Origin of the sequence: Bradyrhizobium sacchari, assembly GCF_002068095.1 — a bacterium.
GTDB classification, from domain to species: Bacteria; Pseudomonadota; Alphaproteobacteria; order Rhizobiales; family Xanthobacteraceae; genus Bradyrhizobium; species Bradyrhizobium sacchari.
This window is the reverse complement of sequence record NZ_LWIG01000007.1, coordinates 631,397-646,841: the sequence shown is the minus strand read 5'-3', so window position 1 is coordinate 646,841 and position 15,445 is coordinate 631,397. Positions and strand designations below refer to the sequence as shown.

General features: G+C 66.0%; 13 protein-coding genes and 1 other RNA gene. 5 read left to right on the top strand and 9 right to left on the bottom strand.

From position 1 onward, the window contains the following. Positions 1-75 precede the first annotated feature (75 nt). The 7 genes from A5906_RS09520 to tkt all read right to left on the bottom strand — a co-directional run bounded on the left by A5906_RS09520 (position 76) and on the right by tkt (position 8,727). Positions 76-1,158 (bottom strand): tetratricopeptide repeat protein, encoded by a 1,083-nt coding sequence (locus tag A5906_RS09520; RefSeq protein ID WP_080134932.1) that lies wholly within the window; start codon positions 1,156-1,158, stop codon positions 76-78. Positions 1,159-1,166: 8 nt separating this feature from the next. After that, positions 1,167-1,853 carry a thiamine phosphate synthase gene (locus A5906_RS09515; RefSeq protein WP_080134931.1) on the bottom strand — a complete coding sequence of 229 codons (687 nt, stop codon included), beginning with the start codon at positions 1,851-1,853 and terminating at the stop codon, positions 1,167-1,169. Positions 1,854-1,856: 3 nt separating this feature from the next. Continuing rightward, on the bottom strand, positions 1,857-2,882 hold the full coding sequence (locus A5906_RS09510; RefSeq protein ID WP_080134930.1) for a class I fructose-bisphosphate aldolase: 1,026 nt from the start codon (positions 2,880-2,882) through the stop codon (positions 1,857-1,859). Between the two features lie 262 nt (positions 2,883-3,144). Further along, on the bottom strand, positions 3,145-4,212 hold the full coding sequence (gene fba, locus A5906_RS09505) for a class II fructose-bisphosphate aldolase (RefSeq protein ID WP_080134929.1): 1,068 nt from the start codon (positions 4,210-4,212) through the stop codon (positions 3,145-3,147). A gap of 51 nt (positions 4,213-4,263) precedes the next feature. After that, complete coding sequence (locus A5906_RS09500) at positions 4,264-5,460, bottom strand: phosphoglycerate kinase (RefSeq protein WP_080134928.1); 1,197 nt, start codon at positions 5,458-5,460, stop codon at positions 4,264-4,266. Positions 5,461-5,585: 125 nt separating this feature from the next. After that, the gene (gap, locus tag A5906_RS09495) at positions 5,586-6,593 is read right to left on the bottom strand and encodes a type I glyceraldehyde-3-phosphate dehydrogenase (protein WP_080134927.1); all 1,008 of its coding nucleotides are present in this window, start codon (positions 6,591-6,593) and stop codon (positions 5,586-5,588) included. Between the two features lie 148 nt (positions 6,594-6,741). Next, complete coding sequence (tkt, locus tag A5906_RS09490) at positions 6,742-8,727, bottom strand: transketolase (RefSeq protein ID WP_080134926.1); 1,986 nt, start codon at positions 8,725-8,727, stop codon at positions 6,742-6,744. A gap of 356 nt (positions 8,728-9,083) precedes the next feature. On the opposite strand from tkt, the gene A5906_RS09485 reads away from it, so the two are divergent. From A5906_RS09485 to A5906_RS09465, 5 genes are all read left to right on the top strand, one after another. Then, positions 9,084-9,404, top strand: a complete 321-nt coding sequence (locus A5906_RS09485; RefSeq protein WP_063694167.1) for a DUF4164 domain-containing protein — start codon at positions 9,084-9,086, stop codon at positions 9,402-9,404. After that, positions 9,401-9,784, top strand: a complete 384-nt coding sequence (locus tag A5906_RS09480) for a cell division protein ZapA (RefSeq protein WP_080134925.1) — start codon at positions 9,401-9,403, stop codon at positions 9,782-9,784. Before A5906_RS09485 ends, A5906_RS09480 begins: the two co-directional genes overlap by 4 nt. Before the next feature lie 210 nt (positions 9,785-9,994). Continuing rightward, a non-coding RNA gene (gene ssrS / locus A5906_RS09475) (6S RNA) lies at positions 9,995-10,155 on the top strand. Between the two features lie 190 nt (positions 10,156-10,345). After that, the gene (locus tag A5906_RS09470; RefSeq protein ID WP_080134924.1) at positions 10,346-10,942 is read left to right on the top strand and encodes a 5-formyltetrahydrofolate cyclo-ligase; all 597 of its coding nucleotides are present in this window, start codon (positions 10,346-10,348) and stop codon (positions 10,940-10,942) included. Then, positions 10,920-11,744, top strand: a complete 825-nt coding sequence (locus A5906_RS09465) for a TIGR00282 family metallophosphoesterase (protein ID WP_080134923.1) — start codon at positions 10,920-10,922, stop codon at positions 11,742-11,744. The genes A5906_RS09470 and A5906_RS09465 overlap by 23 nt, the downstream gene beginning before the upstream one ends. Positions 11,745-11,933: 189 nt before the next feature. Here A5906_RS09465 and A5906_RS09455 read toward each other — a convergent pair whose 3' ends face one another. Further along, positions 11,934-13,277 (bottom strand): c-type cytochrome, encoded by a 1,344-nt coding sequence (locus A5906_RS09455; protein ID WP_080134921.1) that lies wholly within the window; start codon positions 13,275-13,277, stop codon positions 11,934-11,936. After that, positions 13,274-15,439, bottom strand: a complete 2,166-nt coding sequence (locus A5906_RS09450; protein WP_080134920.1) for a xanthine dehydrogenase family protein molybdopterin-binding subunit — start codon at positions 15,437-15,439, stop codon at positions 13,274-13,276. The genes A5906_RS09455 and A5906_RS09450 overlap by 4 nt, the downstream gene beginning before the upstream one ends. Between the last annotated feature and the right edge of the window lie 6 nt (positions 15,440-15,445).

The following is a 15,445-nucleotide window of genomic DNA, read 5'->3' as shown; positions in this document are numbered from 1 at the left end:
CTTGATCGGGGGGAAATGGCGCGAATTCGCGCCTGTTTGGGGGATTGGGTGCCCTGCGGGGGGCCTAAGGTCAAGTCATTTGGTCCCAAGCCACCTTTTGGCCGCGGCCTCGGCCTTGGCCCGGTCTTCGGCCGGCAGATCTGACAATTGCTTGTCGAGGTCCGGATCGCCCTTGCCGGCGGTTTTGGCCACCAGGTGCCATTTGAAGCCCTCGATCTTGTCCGCAGGCGCGCCCATGCCGTTGATCAGCACCCAGGCGAGACGGTTCTGCGCGATCGCGCTGCCCTGGCGGGATGCCTTGCGGAGCAATGCGACGGCGGCCGGCTGGTTCTTCGGCGTGCCGGTGCCGTTGAACAGCGCGATGGCATATTCGACTTCGGCATCGACATTGTCGGTCAGCGAGGCGGCCTGCAGCAGCCGCACCGCCCTTTCGGCGTCCTTCGGCACGCCGGTGCCTTCCTTGTAGAAGGTCGCGAGCGCGTATTGCGCCTCGGGCAGGCCGGCGTCCGCAGCCTGGCGCAACAGTTCGGCGGAACGCCTGACGTCCTGGGGCAGGGTCTGGCCGTCGAGATAGAGCAGCGCGAGGTTATAGGCCGCCTTGGGCTCCCCGAGCTTGGCGGCGGACGCCATCAGCTTGACCGCCTCGCCCTTGTCCACCGGACCGCCGCGGCCCGACATGCGCAGCATGGCGAGCGCGAACATCGCCTCGCGGTCGCCGGCGTCGGAGGCGCGCTTGTACCATTCCAGCGCCTTGGCGTAATCGCGGCGGATGCCCATGGCGTTGGAATAGAGCTCGCCGAGCATGGTCATCGCCTTGGGATCGCCCCCTTGCGCGCGGGCGGTGGCGAGCTCGAATGCGGTCTTGTACTGGCCGCGCTGATAGGCGCCGTACACCAGGTCGACCCCGGGCGTGTCGGTCGGCGGCGCCGGGATCACGGTTGCGGGCAGCGCCGGCTTGGGGGACGCGGCGGGCTTGGGCGAGGCCGAAGGCTTTGGCGCCGCCGCGGCTTCTTTTTTCTTGGCCGGCGGAGGCGCCTTGGGCTTCTGCTTCTCGGCCGCAGGGCTCGGTATCGTGGCCGGCGGCGTGATCTGGAGCTGAGCGGCCGCGGGCCCCGTGAGCAGCAGCGTCGCCAGAATGGTGATGCGCGGGAGCTTCATGTCGGGCGCTAGCCGTGCTCCCGGCCGGTATCTTGACCGTCAAGCGCCGCCGCATGGGCCTTCTTGATCGCAGCGTCGGCCTCGATCAGCGCGGCCTTGGCCCCGCGCGGATCGGCCCAGATGAACTCGCCGACCAGCACGAAATCGGCGCCGCTGGCGGCGAAATCGTGGGCCTCTTGCAGCGACGTCGCAAAGCCGACGCAGGGGGGCTCGAACAGCTCGGCCCACCAGTCCAGCCGCTCGGCAATCGCCTGGGACGATGGCCGCTGGCCCTTCGCGTCGGGCTCGCCGAACAGCAAATAGTCGGCACCGATCTCGCCCGCATCCATGGAGTGGTGCCGCGTCGTCAGCCCGCCGACGCCGGCGATGCGATCGGGCTTGAGCGATGGCAGCGCCTCCTTCAGCGCGGCGATGCCGGGCAGGTGCGCACCATCGGCGCCGCCACGTGCGACCAGCTCGGGATGGCCGTCGACGAGCAGCGCAGCGCCCGCTTTCTGCACCGGCGGCGCCAACGCCTTGATACGCGAGATCATGCTGCGCTGGTCGGTTTCCTTCAGCCGCAGCAGCACGGCCGCGACGTCGGCGGCGGCGAGCAGGCCCGGCAATTCGGTGACCAGCGCAGCGGGATCATCGACGACAGGCGTCGCAAGATAAAGGCGCGGCGCCGGGCGCGGCGGAGGCGGTTTGTTCGACAAGATCTAGGCTGCCTTCTTTTCCAGGCTGCTTTGCCATTCGCCCTTTGAGGCGAGGCTGTTCATGCGGGCGCGGTGACTGAAGGCGCGCTGGCCGGCCGCGACGTTCTCGGCCTTGCCGGACCAGGCCTTCTGCGGCGCGGCCTGCAGCGCGCGGCCGTAGGAGAAGGTCAGGCCCCAGGGCAGCGGCCCAAGCTTGTGCATGGCGTTGAGATGCGCGGTTGCCTCCTCGTCCGACTGGCCGCCGGAGAGGAAGGCGATGCCCGGTACCGCCGCCGGCACGCAGGCCTTGAGCAGCCGTATCGTCTTCTCCGCGACTTCCTCGACGGAGGCCTGCTTCGGGGATTTCTTGCCAGAGATCGCCATGTTCGGTTTCAGCACCATGCCTTCGAGCGCGACGCGCTGGATGCGCAATTCCTGGAACGTCTTGTTGAGCACGCGCTGGGTGACGTCATAGCAGCGATCGATGTCGTGGTCGCCGTCCATCAGCACCTCGGGCTCGACGATCGGAACGATCTGCGCGGCCTGGCACAGCGCGGCATAGCGCGCCAGCGCATGGGCATTGACGCTGATCGCGGTCATGGAGGGGATGCCACTGCCGATGTCGATCACCGCGCGCCATTTGGCGAAGCGCGCGCCGCGCTCGTAATATTTCTTCAGCCGCTCGGCGAGCTTGTCGAGCCCGACGGTGACGAGCTCGCCGGGGCACATCGGCAAGGCTTGCGTGCCTTCGTCGACCTTGATGCCGGGAATGGCGCCGCTGCTCTCGATCAGCTTCACCAGCGGCGTGCCGTCCGCCGCATCCTGCCAGATCGTCTCGTCATAGAGGATCACGCCGGAAATATACTGGCTCATGGCCTCGCTGGAGCGGAACAGCATCTCGCGATAGTCGCGGCGGTTGCTTTCGGTCGATTCCACGCCGATCGCGTCAAAGCGCTTCTTGATGGTGCCGGAGGATTCGTCGGCGGCAAGGATGCCCTTGCCTGATGCGACCATGGCGGTCGCGATCCTGTTGAGCTCAGTCAGATTCATCGAGAGGTCCTCCCAAAACGATTCTGCCCTTGCCTGTGAAAATAGACCGTTCTCGGGCAATTGCCGAGTTAACGTTCGTCGCAGGGTAAAGGGGGGAGGGATCGTAATGTTGAAAAACGGTGGCATTCCGGGATGCGCCGGAAGGCGCAGGCCCGGAATCCATAACCCCAGGCCGTGGTTATGGATTCCGGCCTCGCCCCTTTGCGGCGCCCCGGAATGACGGAGAGAGTATGCGCTGGCCTTATGCCGCGCGCGCGGTCGCCTACGCCACCTTGGGATCCAGCTCGCCCTTGGCGTAGCGCTTGGCCATCTCGGCGGTGGTCAGCACCTTCTTGATCTTCGAGGCCTGGCCTGCGGTATTGAACTCCTGCAGGCGCTGCTTGCACAGCTTGGTCATCGCTTCCATCGCCGGCTTCAGGTACTTGCGCGGATCGAACTCTTCCGGATTGTCCTTCAGCACCTTCCGGATCTGGCCGGTCATCGCCATGCGGTTGTCGGTGTCGATGTTGATCTTGCGCACGCCGTTCTTGATGCCGCGCTGGATCTCGGCCACCGGCACGCCCCAGGTCGGCTTCATCTTGCCGCCATAGGCGTTGATGATGTCCTGGAGGTCCTGCGGCACGGAGGAGGAGCCGTGCATGACGAGATGCGTGTTCGGCAGCTTGCGGTGGATCTCCTCGATCACGTTCATGGCGAGGATGTCGCCGTCGGGCTTGCGGGTAAACTTGTAAGCACCGTGAGACGTCCCCATCGCGATCGCGAGCGCGTCGACCTTGGTCTCCTGCACGAACTTCACGGCCTCGTCCGGATTGGTCAGGAGCTGGTCGTGGCTGAGCTTGCCCTCGGCGCCGTGGCCGTCTTCCTTGTCGCCCATGCCGGTTTCGAGCGAGCCGAGCACGCCGAGCTCACCCTCGACCGAGATGCCGCCGAGATGGGCCATGTCGGTCACGGTCTTGGTGACGCCGACATTGTAGCCCCAGTCGCCCGGCGTCTTGCCGTCGGCCTTGAGCGAGCCGTCCATCATGACGGAGGTGAAGCCGGCCTGGATCGCGGTCATGCAGGTCGCGGGCTCGTTGCCGTGGTCGAGATGCACGCAGACCGGAATGTGCGGATAGATCTCGGTGACCGCGTCCATCATGTGCTTGAGCATGATGTCGTTGGCGTAGGAGCGCGCGCCGCGCGAGGCCTGGATGATGACGGGCGCGTCGACCTGGTTGGCCGCGTCCATGATCGCCAGCGCCTGCTCCATGTTGTTGATGTTGAAGGCCGGTACGCCGTAATCGTTCTCCGCCGCATGGTCGAGCAATTGACGCAACGTGATCCGAGCCATGTGTGTTTTTCTCCCGTTTGGGCCTGCAAGTTGAGTTGAGAGGCCGACTGACTACTTGATGCGCAGGACTTCGACGCCGGGCAGGGGCTTGCCTTCCATCCATTCAAGAAATGCGCCACCGGCGGTCGAGACATAGGTGAAGTCACCGGCCACATGGGCCTGGTTGAGCGCGGCGACCGTGTCGCCGCCGCCCGCGATCGAGATCAGCTTTTTCGCCTTGGTGCGCTCGGCGGCGTGCTTGGCGGCCGCGACTGTGCCGCGGTCGAACGGCTGCAGCTCGAAAGCTCCCAGCGGGCCGTTCCAGACCAGGGTTGCCGCATCGTCGATCGCGGCCTGGACGCGCACGACCGATTGCGGGCCGACGTCGAGGATCATGCCGTCGGCCGGGATCGCATCGAGGCCATAGGCATGCGAGGGCGCGTTCGCCGCGAAATGATAGGCGACGGTGGCATCCACTGGCAGGATGATCGCGCAGTTGGCGGCTTCCGCCTTCTCCATGATGCGCAGCGCGGTCGGCGCCAGGTCCTTCTCCGCCAGCGACTTGCCGACGCCGACGCCCTGGGCGTGCAGGAAGGTGTTGGCCATGCCGCCGCCGATCACGAGCGCGTCGACCTTGGTGACCAGGTTTTCCAGGAGGTCGATCTTGGTCGAGACCTTGGCGCCGCCGATGATGGCGATGACGGGCTTGGTCGGCGAGCCCAGCGCCTTCTCCAGCGCATCGAGCTCGGCCTGCATGGTGCGGCCGGCATAGGCCGGCAGCTTGTGGCCGAGGCCTTCGGTCGAGGCATGGGCGCGGTGCGCCGCCGAGAACGCGTCGCTGACCCAGATGTCGCCGAGTTTTGCGAGCTCGGCGACGAAGGCGGGATCGTTCTTTTCCTCTTCCTTGTGGAAGCGGGTGTTTTCGAGACAGAGAATGTCGCCGTCGTTCAGGGCTGCAACCGCCTTGGCCGCAGGCTCGCCGACGCAGTCATCGGCAAAGGCGACGGGCTTCTTCACGACCCTCGACAGCGCCTCCGCGACGGGCTTCAGCGAGTCCTTGGCATCCCGGCCCTTGGGCCGGCCGAAATGCGCGAGCAGGATGACCTTGCCGCCCTTGTCCGAGATTTCGGTGATGGTCGGCGCGACGCGCTCGAGCCGGGTTGCGTCGGTGACGCGCCCGTTGTCCATGGGCACGTTCAGATCGACGCGCAGCAGCACGCGCTTGCCCTTCACGTCGACGTCGTCGAGGGTGCGGAATTTGTTCGCCATCGGACACTCTCTCTTGTCCCGGGCCTCTAGGAAGTCATTCCGGGGCGCCCGAAGGGCGAGCCCGGAATCTCGAGATTCCGGGTCTGGTCCTTCGGACCATCCCGGAATGACGAATCGCGGCGAAGCTAGATCACCTTCGCCATCGCGACGGCGGTGTCGGCCATGCGGTTCGAGAAGCCCCACTCGTTGTCGTACCAGGACATCACGCGCACCAGCGTGCCGTTCTGCACCTTGGTCTGGTCCTCGTGGAAGGTCGAGGAGTGTGGGTCGTGGTTGAAGTCGATCGAGACGTTCGGCGCGCTGGTGTAGCCGAGGATGCCCTTGAGCTGCTGCTCAGAGGCGCGCTTCATCGCCGCGTTGATTTCCTTCGCATCGGTCGCGCGCTTGGCGACGATCTTGAGGTCGACCACCGAGACGTTCGGGGTCGGCACGCGGATCGCGACGCCGTCGAGCTTGCCCTTCAGTTCCGGCAGCACGAGGCCGATCGCCTTGGCGGCGCCGGTCGAGGTCGGGATCATCGACATCGCAGCCGCGCGGCCGCGGTAGAGATCCTTGTGCAGCGTGTCCAGCGTCGGCTGGTCGCCGGTATAGGCGTGGATCGTGGTCATGAAGCCGGTCTCGATGCCGACGAGATCGTTCAGAACCTTGGCGACCGGCGCGAGGCAATTGGTGGTGCAGCTTCCGTTCGAGACGACCAGATGATCCTTGGTCAGCGTCTCGTGGTTGACGCCGTAGACGATGGTGGCATCGGCGCCGTCGGCCGGCGCGGAGACCAGCACGCGCTTGGCGCCGGCGGTCAGATGCGCGGAGGCCTTGTCCTTCGAGGTGAAGATGCCGGTGCATTCGAGCGCGATGTCGACGCCGAGATCCTTCCAGGGCAGCTTCGAGGGATCGCGCTCGGCGGTCACCTTGATCTTGTTGGCGCCGAGGCTGATCGAGTCGCCATCGACGGTCACTGTGCCGGGGAAGCGTCCATGGACGCTGTCGAAACGGAGCAGGTGGGCGTTGGTCTCGACCGGACCGAGATCGTTGATGCCGACGACCTCGATGTCCTTGCGGCCTGACTCGGCGATAGCCCGCAGCACGTTGCGGCCGATGCGGCCAAAACCGTTGATTCCGACGCGGACTGCCATGTTTCGTCTCCTTCAATGACCGTTGTCGTCCCGCACAACGCGCTTTGCGCGCCTGCGAGGGTTTTTTAGGGGCGGACGCCCGGTTCGGCCGGGCGGTGCTTGATCATATGAGACGTTACGTAGTCCTTTTTTTTGACAAGCTCAACTCTCAGGAAACGCGCTTCAGCACGGCGTTAACCGCAGCCTCGGCGGTAATGCCGAAATGCTTGTAAAGCTCCTTCGCCGGGCCGCTTTCGCCGAAGGAATGCATGCCGATGAATTCGCCATCCTGGCCGATCACGGCGTCCCAGCCCCAGCGTACCGCGGCCTCGATCGCGATCTTCACCGGCGCATTGCCGATGATGGCGGCACGCTTGGCTTCTGGTTGCGCTAACAAAAGCTCGAGCGAAGGCACCGACACCACCCGTGACGCGATGCCGCGCTCGGCGAGCTGCTTCTGCGCGGCAACCGCGATCTCGACCTCCGAGCCGGACGCGAACAGCGATACCTTGGCTTCGCCCTGCGCCGGAACCAGTTCATAGGCGCCGGCTGCGCAAGGGTTGTCGTTCGGGGCGTTGGTGCGGAGCTGCGGCAGGTTTTGCCGCGTCAGCGCCAGCACGGTCGGACCGTCGACGCGGTTGAGCGCCAGTTCCCAGCACTCGGCCACTTCGATGGAATCGCACGGGCGGAACACGCGCATGTTCGGAATGGCGCGAAGCGCGGCGAGATGCTCGACCGGCTGATGGGTCGGGCCGTCCTCGCCGAGGCCGATGGAATCGTGCGTCATCACATAGACCACGCCGGCGCCCATCAGCGCGGCAAGGCGCATCGCAGGCCGCGCGTAGTCGGTGAAGACGAGGAAGGTCGCGCCGTTCGGTGCGAAGCCGCCGTGCAGGAAGATGCCGTTCATCGCGGCGGCCATGCCGTGCTCGCGGATGCCGTAATGGATGAAGCGGCCCTTCGGCGTCTTCGCCGAGAAGGCGGTCGCCGACTTCGCCTTGTTGTTGTTGGAGCCGGTGAGGTCGGCCGAGCCTGCGAGGAATTCCATCGGCATTGCCGCTGCGATCGCCTCGATCGCCGCTTCCGACGATTTGCGCGTGGCGGCAACGAGCGGCTTCTCCAGCAGCTCCTTCTTGTGCGCGCGCAGCGCCTTCGCGAGCGAAGCCGGACGCTCATGGCGCAGGCGGCGCTCGAACTCGGCGCGCTTGCGGCTGCCGAGCTCGCCGAGCCGAGCCTCCCATTCCTGGCGCACTGATGCGCCGCGGCTGCCGGCCGCGCGCCATGCCTTCAGCACGTCATCGGCGACCGTGAACGGTTCGAGCGAGATGCCGAGATTTTCCTTGGCGGCCTTGAGCTCGTCGGCCCCCAACGCCTCGCCGTGCACCTTCGAGGTGCCGGCCTTGTTCGGCGCGCCGAAGCCGATGGTGGTGCGGCAGGCGATCAGCGTCGGCTTGTTGGATTTCTGCGCGCGCGTGATCGCAGCGGCGATGGCGGCCTGGTCCTGGCCGTCGATCTTCTCGGCGGCCCACCCCGCGGACTTGAAGCGCTTCACCTGGTCGACGGAATCGGCGAGCGAGGTCGGGCCGTCGATCGAGATGCCGTTGTCGTCATAGAGCACGATCAGCTTGTTGAGCTTCCAGTGCCCGGCCATCGCAATCGCTTCCTGCGAGACGCCTTCCATCAGGTCGCCGTCGGAGGCGAGCACATAGGTATGGTGGTCGACGATCTTCTTGCCGAACTCGGCGGCGAGCATCTTCTCGGCGAGCGCCATGCCGACCGCGGTCGAGATGCCCTGGCCGAGCGGGCCGGTCGTGGTCTCGATGCCCTTGGTGCGGAAGTTCTCGGGATGGCCGGGCGTCAGCGAATCGACCTGGCGGAACTGCTTGATCTGGTCAAGCGTCATCTCGGCATTGCCGGTGAGATACAACAGCGAATAGAGCAGCATCGAGCCATGGCCGGCCGACAGCACGAAGCGGTCGCGGTCCGGCCAGGCGGGCGCTGAGGCGTCGAATTTCAGGAATTGCGTGAACAGCACCGTGGCGATGTCGGCGGCGCCCATCGGCAGGCCGGGATGGCCCGATTTCGCCTTCTCGACAGCGTCCATCGAAAGGCCGCGGATGGCGTTGGCCATACGGGTGTGGTCGACCTGCGTCATGTCTGAAATCCGTCTGAAATGAGGCGCTTGGCGTGCACGCCGCGCGGGAAGGAGCCTTTCGGCCGCTGGAAGGTCGGGGCTGGGATAGCACCTCAGTTCCGGGAGTCCAAGGCAATCAAACGCCGGTTTGACCGTAAAAGTTGCCTGTGTGGAGACCGGTTTTCCCCCGTGATTACACCGGGAGGAATTGACGGATCAGGACGATGCCTTCCGATCTATCGGTGCATAGTTTCCGGGCGGCGTTGCGCTTGGCTAGCTTGCCACGTAAATTTCTGCTTCTAACCGCTTGCCGAACCGAGTCTTTTGCCGGACGGCAGGCTCCCAGGGGATAGGCTACAGGTTCCGCCGCTGACTGCATGAACGATCGCGTGTCCAACAGCTCTGCCATGACGGAGTCGTCTGCCGTCGAGATCGAGATCGCGACCCGCAGGCTCATGGCGGCGCTCGACTCGCTCGAAAGCGCGGTCGAGCGGCGGCGCGATGCCGATCGCGACGAGAACGAGCTTGCGGCGCGAATCCAGGCGCTCGGCGCCGACCGCTCGCGGCTTGCCGACGAGCTCGACGGCGCGCTGGTGAAGGCGCGCAAGCTCGAGCGCACCAATCGCGAGATCTCCGACCGGCTGGATTCCGCGATCGTCACGATACGCTCGGTGCTCGATACCGGAGAGGACGGATGAGCCACATCAACGTCACCATCAACGGCCGGCAGTACCGCATGGCCTGCGAGGAGGGCCAGGAGGTGCGGCTGCTCAAGCTCGCCGAAGCCCTGGAGACACGCATCCAGTCGCTGCGCGGAAAGTTCGGCGAGATCGGCGATGCAAGGCTGACCGTGATGGCCGCGCTGACCGTCTGCGACGAGCTGATCGACACCACCAACCGTGTCCGCACCCTCGAGCAGGAGCTGACCGAGCTGCGGGATTTCCGCAACGCCGCCGTCGAGCGCGCCCGCATGACCCAGACCGCCGTGGTGAACGCCCTGAACGCCGCCGCCGAGCGCATCGAGAAGTCGACCCAGGTGCTGAACCGGACCGTCGGCAACGGGATTGCGATCGGCTGAGGCTGCTGCCGCGCGACCTGCGCAAGCGCCTCGTCCTTCGAGACTCCGCGGTCTCCTCAGGATGAGGCTGACGGGCAGCTTGCCTGTAAAATCTGCTGCTAAGCACTCAGTCCTCATCCTGAGGAGCCCGCAAAGCGGGCGTCTCGAAGGATGGTCGCATGGGGCTTCGCGCCACTGGCGATTCGTCAGTATCGTTGTTACATTGCGCGGGCGAAGCTGCGACGTGCGTCAGGAGCCATATATCCCCGGGGCCTTATCGATCCTTTAGGGAACTGTCCCTGGCCGGGCCCGTGGGCCCGGACATATGGTGCCCACCTACTTTCGTAGGGAACTCCGGGATCGAGTGCTTCAACGGCGTACGCGGCTTCGCACTGTTTTCTTCTGCTCTGTCGAATTGCGTCCCCGACACGCTTGCGGTTCAATTGAGGCTCGGTGTCCTGCCGCGGCGTCGAGGTTCTTGCACTGGCGTTTCTGCAATATCGGTTCGCCCATCCTGCGCGTGATTGCGCACCAGGCGGGCGATGGCAGCGGAGCAGGGCTCCGCTTCGGGGGAAAGCGCGCATGTCCAACTCCAAAGCCGAGCTCCGTGCCAAAGCCCTCGCCAAGCGCGACGCGCTGAGCGAGAAGAAGCGCGCGGCTGCGGCCGCAAAGCTCGCCAAGCGCGGGCTGCCGTTCGAGCTGCTGCCGGGCAGCATCGTCTCCGGCTATTCGCCGATCCGCAGCGAGATGGACCCGATGCCGCTGCTGAAGAAGCTCGCGGAGGAGGGCGCCAGGTTGGCGCTGCCTTGCGTCACCGCGCGCGGCCAGTCGCTGATCTTCCGCATCTTCCATCCGAACGACCGCCTGATGCTCGGCCCGCTCGGCATTCCCGAGCCGTCGCCAGCAGCGGCCGAGGTCGTTCCCGACATCATGCTGACGCCGCTCGCCGCCTTCGACCGTCTCGGCCATCGCATCGGCTATGGCGCGGGGCATTACGATTTCACCTTCGCGCATTTGCGCAAAGCCAAGCACATCGTCGGCATCGGCCTTGCGTTTGCAGCGCAGGAGATCGAGGCGGTTCCGGCACTATCCCACGACGTGGCGCTGGATTATGTGCTAACGGAAACGGACGTGTTCGATTTCCGGAGTTCTGAAGTTGCGCATTCTCTTCGTGGGTGATGTCGTCGGCCGTAGCGGGCGTAACGCCATCGCCGAATATCTGCCCGGCATGGTCAAGGACTGGTCGCTCGATTTCGTCGTCGTCAACGGCGAGAATTCGGCCGGCGGCTTCGGCATCACGGAAGCGATCTATCAGGAATTCCTCGATGCCGGCGCCGACGCGGTGACGCTCGGCAACCACTCCTGGGACCAGCGCGAGGCCCTGGTGTTCATCGAGCGCGCCGACCGCCTGGTGCGCCCCGCGAATTATCCGCGCGGCACGCCCGGCCGCGGCGCCGCTCTGGTCGAGACCAAGAACGGCAAGCACGCCCTCGTCGTCAACGCGCTGGGCCGCGTCTTCATGACGCCGTTCGACGATCCCTTTGCCGCGCTCGAGCGCGAGCTAGGGGCCTGTCCGCTCGGCGTTGCCGCCGATGCCATCGTCGTCGATTTCCATTGCGAGGCGACCAGCGAGAAGCAGGGCATCGGCTTCTTCTGCGACGGCCGCGCCAGCCTCGTCGTCGGCACGCACACCCATGTGCCGACCGCCGACCACCAGATCCTCGCAGGCGGCACCGCCTACATGACCGATGCCGGCATGACCGGCGATTACGATTCCATCATCGGCATGCAGAAGGAAGAGCCGCTACGCCGGTTCACGTCCGGAATTCCGTCAGGCCGCTTCGAGCCGGCCGCGGGCGTCGCGACGCTCAGCGGCGTCGCCGTGGAAACGGACGACGCCACGGGCCTCGCGCTGAAGATTGCGCCGGTGCGCGTCGGCGGAAGGCTGGAGCCGGCGACGCCGAGATTCTGGTGGAGCTAGCTAGCGCGGCAAATTCCGCTGCACCTTCTCCCCTTGCGGGAGAAGGTGGCGCGATGCGCCGGATGAGGGGTTCTCTCCGCGCGCTCAAACGAGAGTTGGACTCGCGGAGAGAACCCCTCACCCGGCTTCGCTTCGCGAGGCCACCCTCTCCCGCAAGGGGAGAGGGTGCAGCGTCAATCGCGGCGAGATCTACTCCGCCGTCTGCCCCCGCAGCTCCGCCACGTCCTTCGCCGTCAGCTTCGAGCCCTTCGCACCGAACCGCGCCGTGACGTAGTTCGCCACCGCCGCGATCTCGTCGTCGGTATAGGCATTGCCGAACGCCGGCATCGACAGTGCACCGTCAGGCGTATGCCGCTTGGTGCCTGAGATCACGATCTGCGCGACGTTGGTGGCGGCGGGGTCGTTGACGGCCCAGGTGCCGGTGAGCGTTGCCATCGGCGAGACCGGACTCTCACCACTCCAGCCATGGCAGCTGGCGCAGGCGCTGGCGAACACCTTCTTGCCGCGCGCGTCCGCCGTGACGCCCTCGCGGTGCGAGGCGGGAGCGACGGGTGCTGTGGTGGCCGGCAGGTCGGGTGAGGGCTGCGGCGGCACGCTGCGCAAATATGCAATGATGCTGCTGATGTCCTCGGGGGCGAACTGGCTGAAGCTGTGGTCGACCGCTTCGCCCATCGGACCCGAGGCCGAGCCGTGGCCCGGCGCATGGCCGAGCGACAGATAGGCAATCAGATCCTTATCGCTCCAATTGCCGAGACCGGTCGCCTTGTCGGAGGAGATGTTGAAGGCGCGCCAGCCGGCGGTGATGGCGCCGGCGAACTTCTTGCGGTTGTCCAGCGCGAAGCCGAGATTGCGCGGCGTGTGGCATTCGCCGCAATGCGCCAGCGCTTCGGCGAGATACGCGCCGCGATTCCATTCCGGGCTCTTCGAGGTGTCGGGCGTAAATCGCGTGTCCGGATTGAACACGGCCGACCAGACGATCATCGCCCAGCGCTGGTTGAACGGGAACGACAGCGTATTGTCGGGCGCCTTGGCGCGCACCGCCGGCAGGCTGAACAGATAGGCCTTCACCGCCAGCACGTCCTCGTCGGTCATGAAGGTGTAGGACGTGTAGGGCATCGCCGGATAGAGCCGCGCGCCGTCACGACGCTTGCCGTGCTGGACCGCGTTCAGAAAATCCTGGTCGCTGTAATTGCCGATGCCGGTGTCCTTGTCCGGCGTGATGTTGGTGGAATAGAGCGTGCCGAACGGCAGCTTGAAGGCGAGCCCCCCGGAATAATCCTTCTCGCCCGGCTTGGTGTGGCAGACCATGCAGTCGGCGGCCTTGGCGATATACTCGCCGCGTTCGACGATGCCGGCTTTCTCCAGTTTGGCCGGCACGCCCGTCGGCTTGCCGGCGCGGTAATCCGCCAGCGCCACTTTCGGGCCGGCCGCGAAGTCGAGCGGGCCGGGCCCGCGGATGATCCAGACCGCAAGTCCCGCCACCACGATGGCGATCACGACGAGGCTTCCGAGGATACGCATTGTCCTGCTCATGCCTTCTTCCCCGCAGCCAGCAGTTTCCGATCGATCGGCAGGCGCCGCAGCGCCACGCCGGTTGCCGCGTAAATCGCGTTGCGCAGCGCCGGCGGTCCGGCATTGACGCCGGCCTCGCCGATGCCGCCGGGCGCCTCGCCGCTCTTGACGACGACCACCTCGATCTTCGGCGTCTCGTTGATGCGCATCATGCGGTAGTCGTGGAAGTTCGACTGCTGCACGCGGCCCTTGTCGATGGTGATCTCGCCATAGAGCGCGGCGGTAAGGCCGAAGATCAATCCGCCCTCGATCTGCGCCTTCACCGTGTCGGGGTTCACAGCGATGCCGGTGTCCACCACCGAGGTGACGCGGCGGAGCGTGATCTCGCCGATGTCGTCGATCTCGGCCTCTACCACGGTCGCGATGAAGCTTGCGAATGACGGCTGCACGCAGACGCCGCGGCCGACGCGCGGCGGCAGTGGCTGGCCCCAGCCGGATTTCTCGGCGACCTGATTGAGCACCGCGAGCATGCGCGGGTTCTTCGTCAGCATGGACTTGCGGAATTCGATCGGGTCCTTGCCGGCCTTGCGCGCGAGCTCGTCCATCGCGCATTCGACCGCGAACACGTTGTTGTTGGGGCCGACGCCGCGCCAGAAGCCTGTCGGCACCGACAGCGGCTCGGCGCGGACATATTCGACATGGAAGTTGGCGAAGTCGTAGGGCGCATCCACCGCGGCGTCGATCGCGTCGATGTCGATGCCCTTCTGGAACGCCGGCGGCAGCCAGCGCGCCAGCACGGCGGAGCCGGCGACCTTGTACTTCCAGCCCGCGACCTTGCCGTCCACCAGCGATGCCGTGATCTGGTCGCGATAGACCGGACGGTAGACGTCATGCTGGATGTCCTCCTCGCGGGTCCACACCACCTTCACGGGATAGTCGACCTGCTTGGCGATCTTCACCGCCGCGACGGCCATGTCCGGCTCGAGCTTGCGGCCGAAGCCGCCGCCGAGCAGGTGCTGGTTGACGATCACCTTGTCGACGGGAAGGCCCGCCGCCTTCGCTGCCTCCGATTGCACGCGCGTCATGATCTGCGTGCCGGTCCAGATCTCGCAGGCATCCGGCCTGACGTGGACGGTGGCGTTGATCGGCTCCATCGAGGCATGCGCCAGGAACGGCAGCTCAAAGGCCGCCTCGAACCTGTCGCCGCTCGCCAGCGCCTTGGCGATGTCGCCGTCGGATTTTGCGACCGCCCCGTCCTTCTGGCTGGCCTTGCGCAGATCGTCCCAGATATCCTTGGTGGTGATCTCAGCGTTTGGTCCCTCGTTCCACTCGATCTTGAGCGCTTCGAGACCTTTCGTTGCCGCCCACATGTGATCGCCGATCACGGCGACGGCGTCGTCGAGCACGACGACCTTGCGCACGCCGGCGACTTTCGTCGCGGCACTGTCGTCGACCTTGCCGACCTTGCCACCGAAGACCGGGCAATTGGCGATCGCTGCGATCTTCATGCCCGGCAGGATCGCGTCGATGCCGTAGAGCGCCTTGCCGTTGACCTTGTCTGGCGTGTCGAGCCGCTTCAACGGCTGGCCGATGAGGACAAAATCTTTGGGGTCCTTGACGGCGACGTCCTTGGGCGGCGTCTGGCCCTGCGCGGCAAGCGCCAGTTCGCCATAGCCGAGCGTGCGGCCGCTTGCGGCATGCGTGACCACGCCCTTCGACGCGGTGCAGCTTGCCGGCTCGACGCCCCATTGGCTGGCCGCCGCCTGCACCAGCATCGCGCGCGCGGTGGCACCGGCCTTGCGCAGCGGCAGCCACCAGGCGCGGATCGAGTTGGAGTTGCCGGTGACTTGCAGGCCGAAGGTCGGGTTGCCGTAGAGCTTGTCGTTGGGCGGTGCGTGCTGGACCTCGACCTTGCTCCAGTCGGCATCCAGCTCTTCGGCGATCACGGCCGAGATCGAGGTGTAGGTGCCCTGGCCCATCTCGACCTGCGGCATCATCAGCACGGTGCGCCCGGTCCCGTCGATGCGGATGAAGGCGTTGGGCGCGAATTTGCCGTCGGTCACATCGCGTTGCACCGGCTCGTTGGCGGCGGCGCGCAGCGGCAGGTGGAAGGCGAGCAGGAAGCCGCCGGCGAGACCCCCGGTCAGAAGCGCGCGGCGGGAAACGCTGTTGTGTGCATTCATGGCGGA

Coding starts and splice junctions, on each gene's coding strand:
- A5906_RS09520 (WP_080134932.1), bottom strand. CDS start 1,158: ATGAAGCTCCCGCGCATCACCATTCTGGCGACGCTGCTGCTCACGGGG.
- A5906_RS09510 (WP_080134930.1), bottom strand. CDS start 2,882: ATGAATCTGACTGAGCTCAACAGGATCGCGACCGCCATGGTCGCATCA.
- fba (WP_080134929.1), bottom strand. CDS start 4,212: ATGGCTCGGATCACGTTGCGTCAATTGCTCGACCATGCGGCGGAGAAC.
- A5906_RS09500 (WP_080134928.1), bottom strand. CDS start 5,460: ATGGCGAACAAATTCCGCACCCTCGACGACGTCGACGTGAAGGGCAAG.
- gap (WP_080134927.1), bottom strand. CDS start 6,593: ATGGCAGTCCGCGTCGGAATCAACGGTTTTGGCCGCATCGGCCGCAAC.
- tkt (WP_080134926.1), bottom strand. CDS start 8,727: ATGACGCAGGTCGACCACACCCGTATGGCCAACGCCATCCGCGGCCTT.
- A5906_RS09485 (WP_063694167.1), top strand. CDS start 9,084: ATGAACGATCGCGTGTCCAACAGCTCTGCCATGACGGAGTCGTCTGCC.
- A5906_RS09480 (WP_080134925.1), top strand. CDS start 9,401: ATGAGCCACATCAACGTCACCATCAACGGCCGGCAGTACCGCATGGCC.
- A5906_RS09470 (WP_080134924.1), top strand. CDS start 10,346: ATGTCCAACTCCAAAGCCGAGCTCCGTGCCAAAGCCCTCGCCAAGCGC.
- A5906_RS09455 (WP_080134921.1), bottom strand. CDS start 13,277: ATGAGCAGGACAATGCGTATCCTCGGAAGCCTCGTCGTGATCGCCATC.
- A5906_RS09450 (WP_080134920.1), bottom strand. CDS start 15,439: ATGAATGCACACAACAGCGTTTCCCGCCGCGCGCTTCTGACCGGGGGT.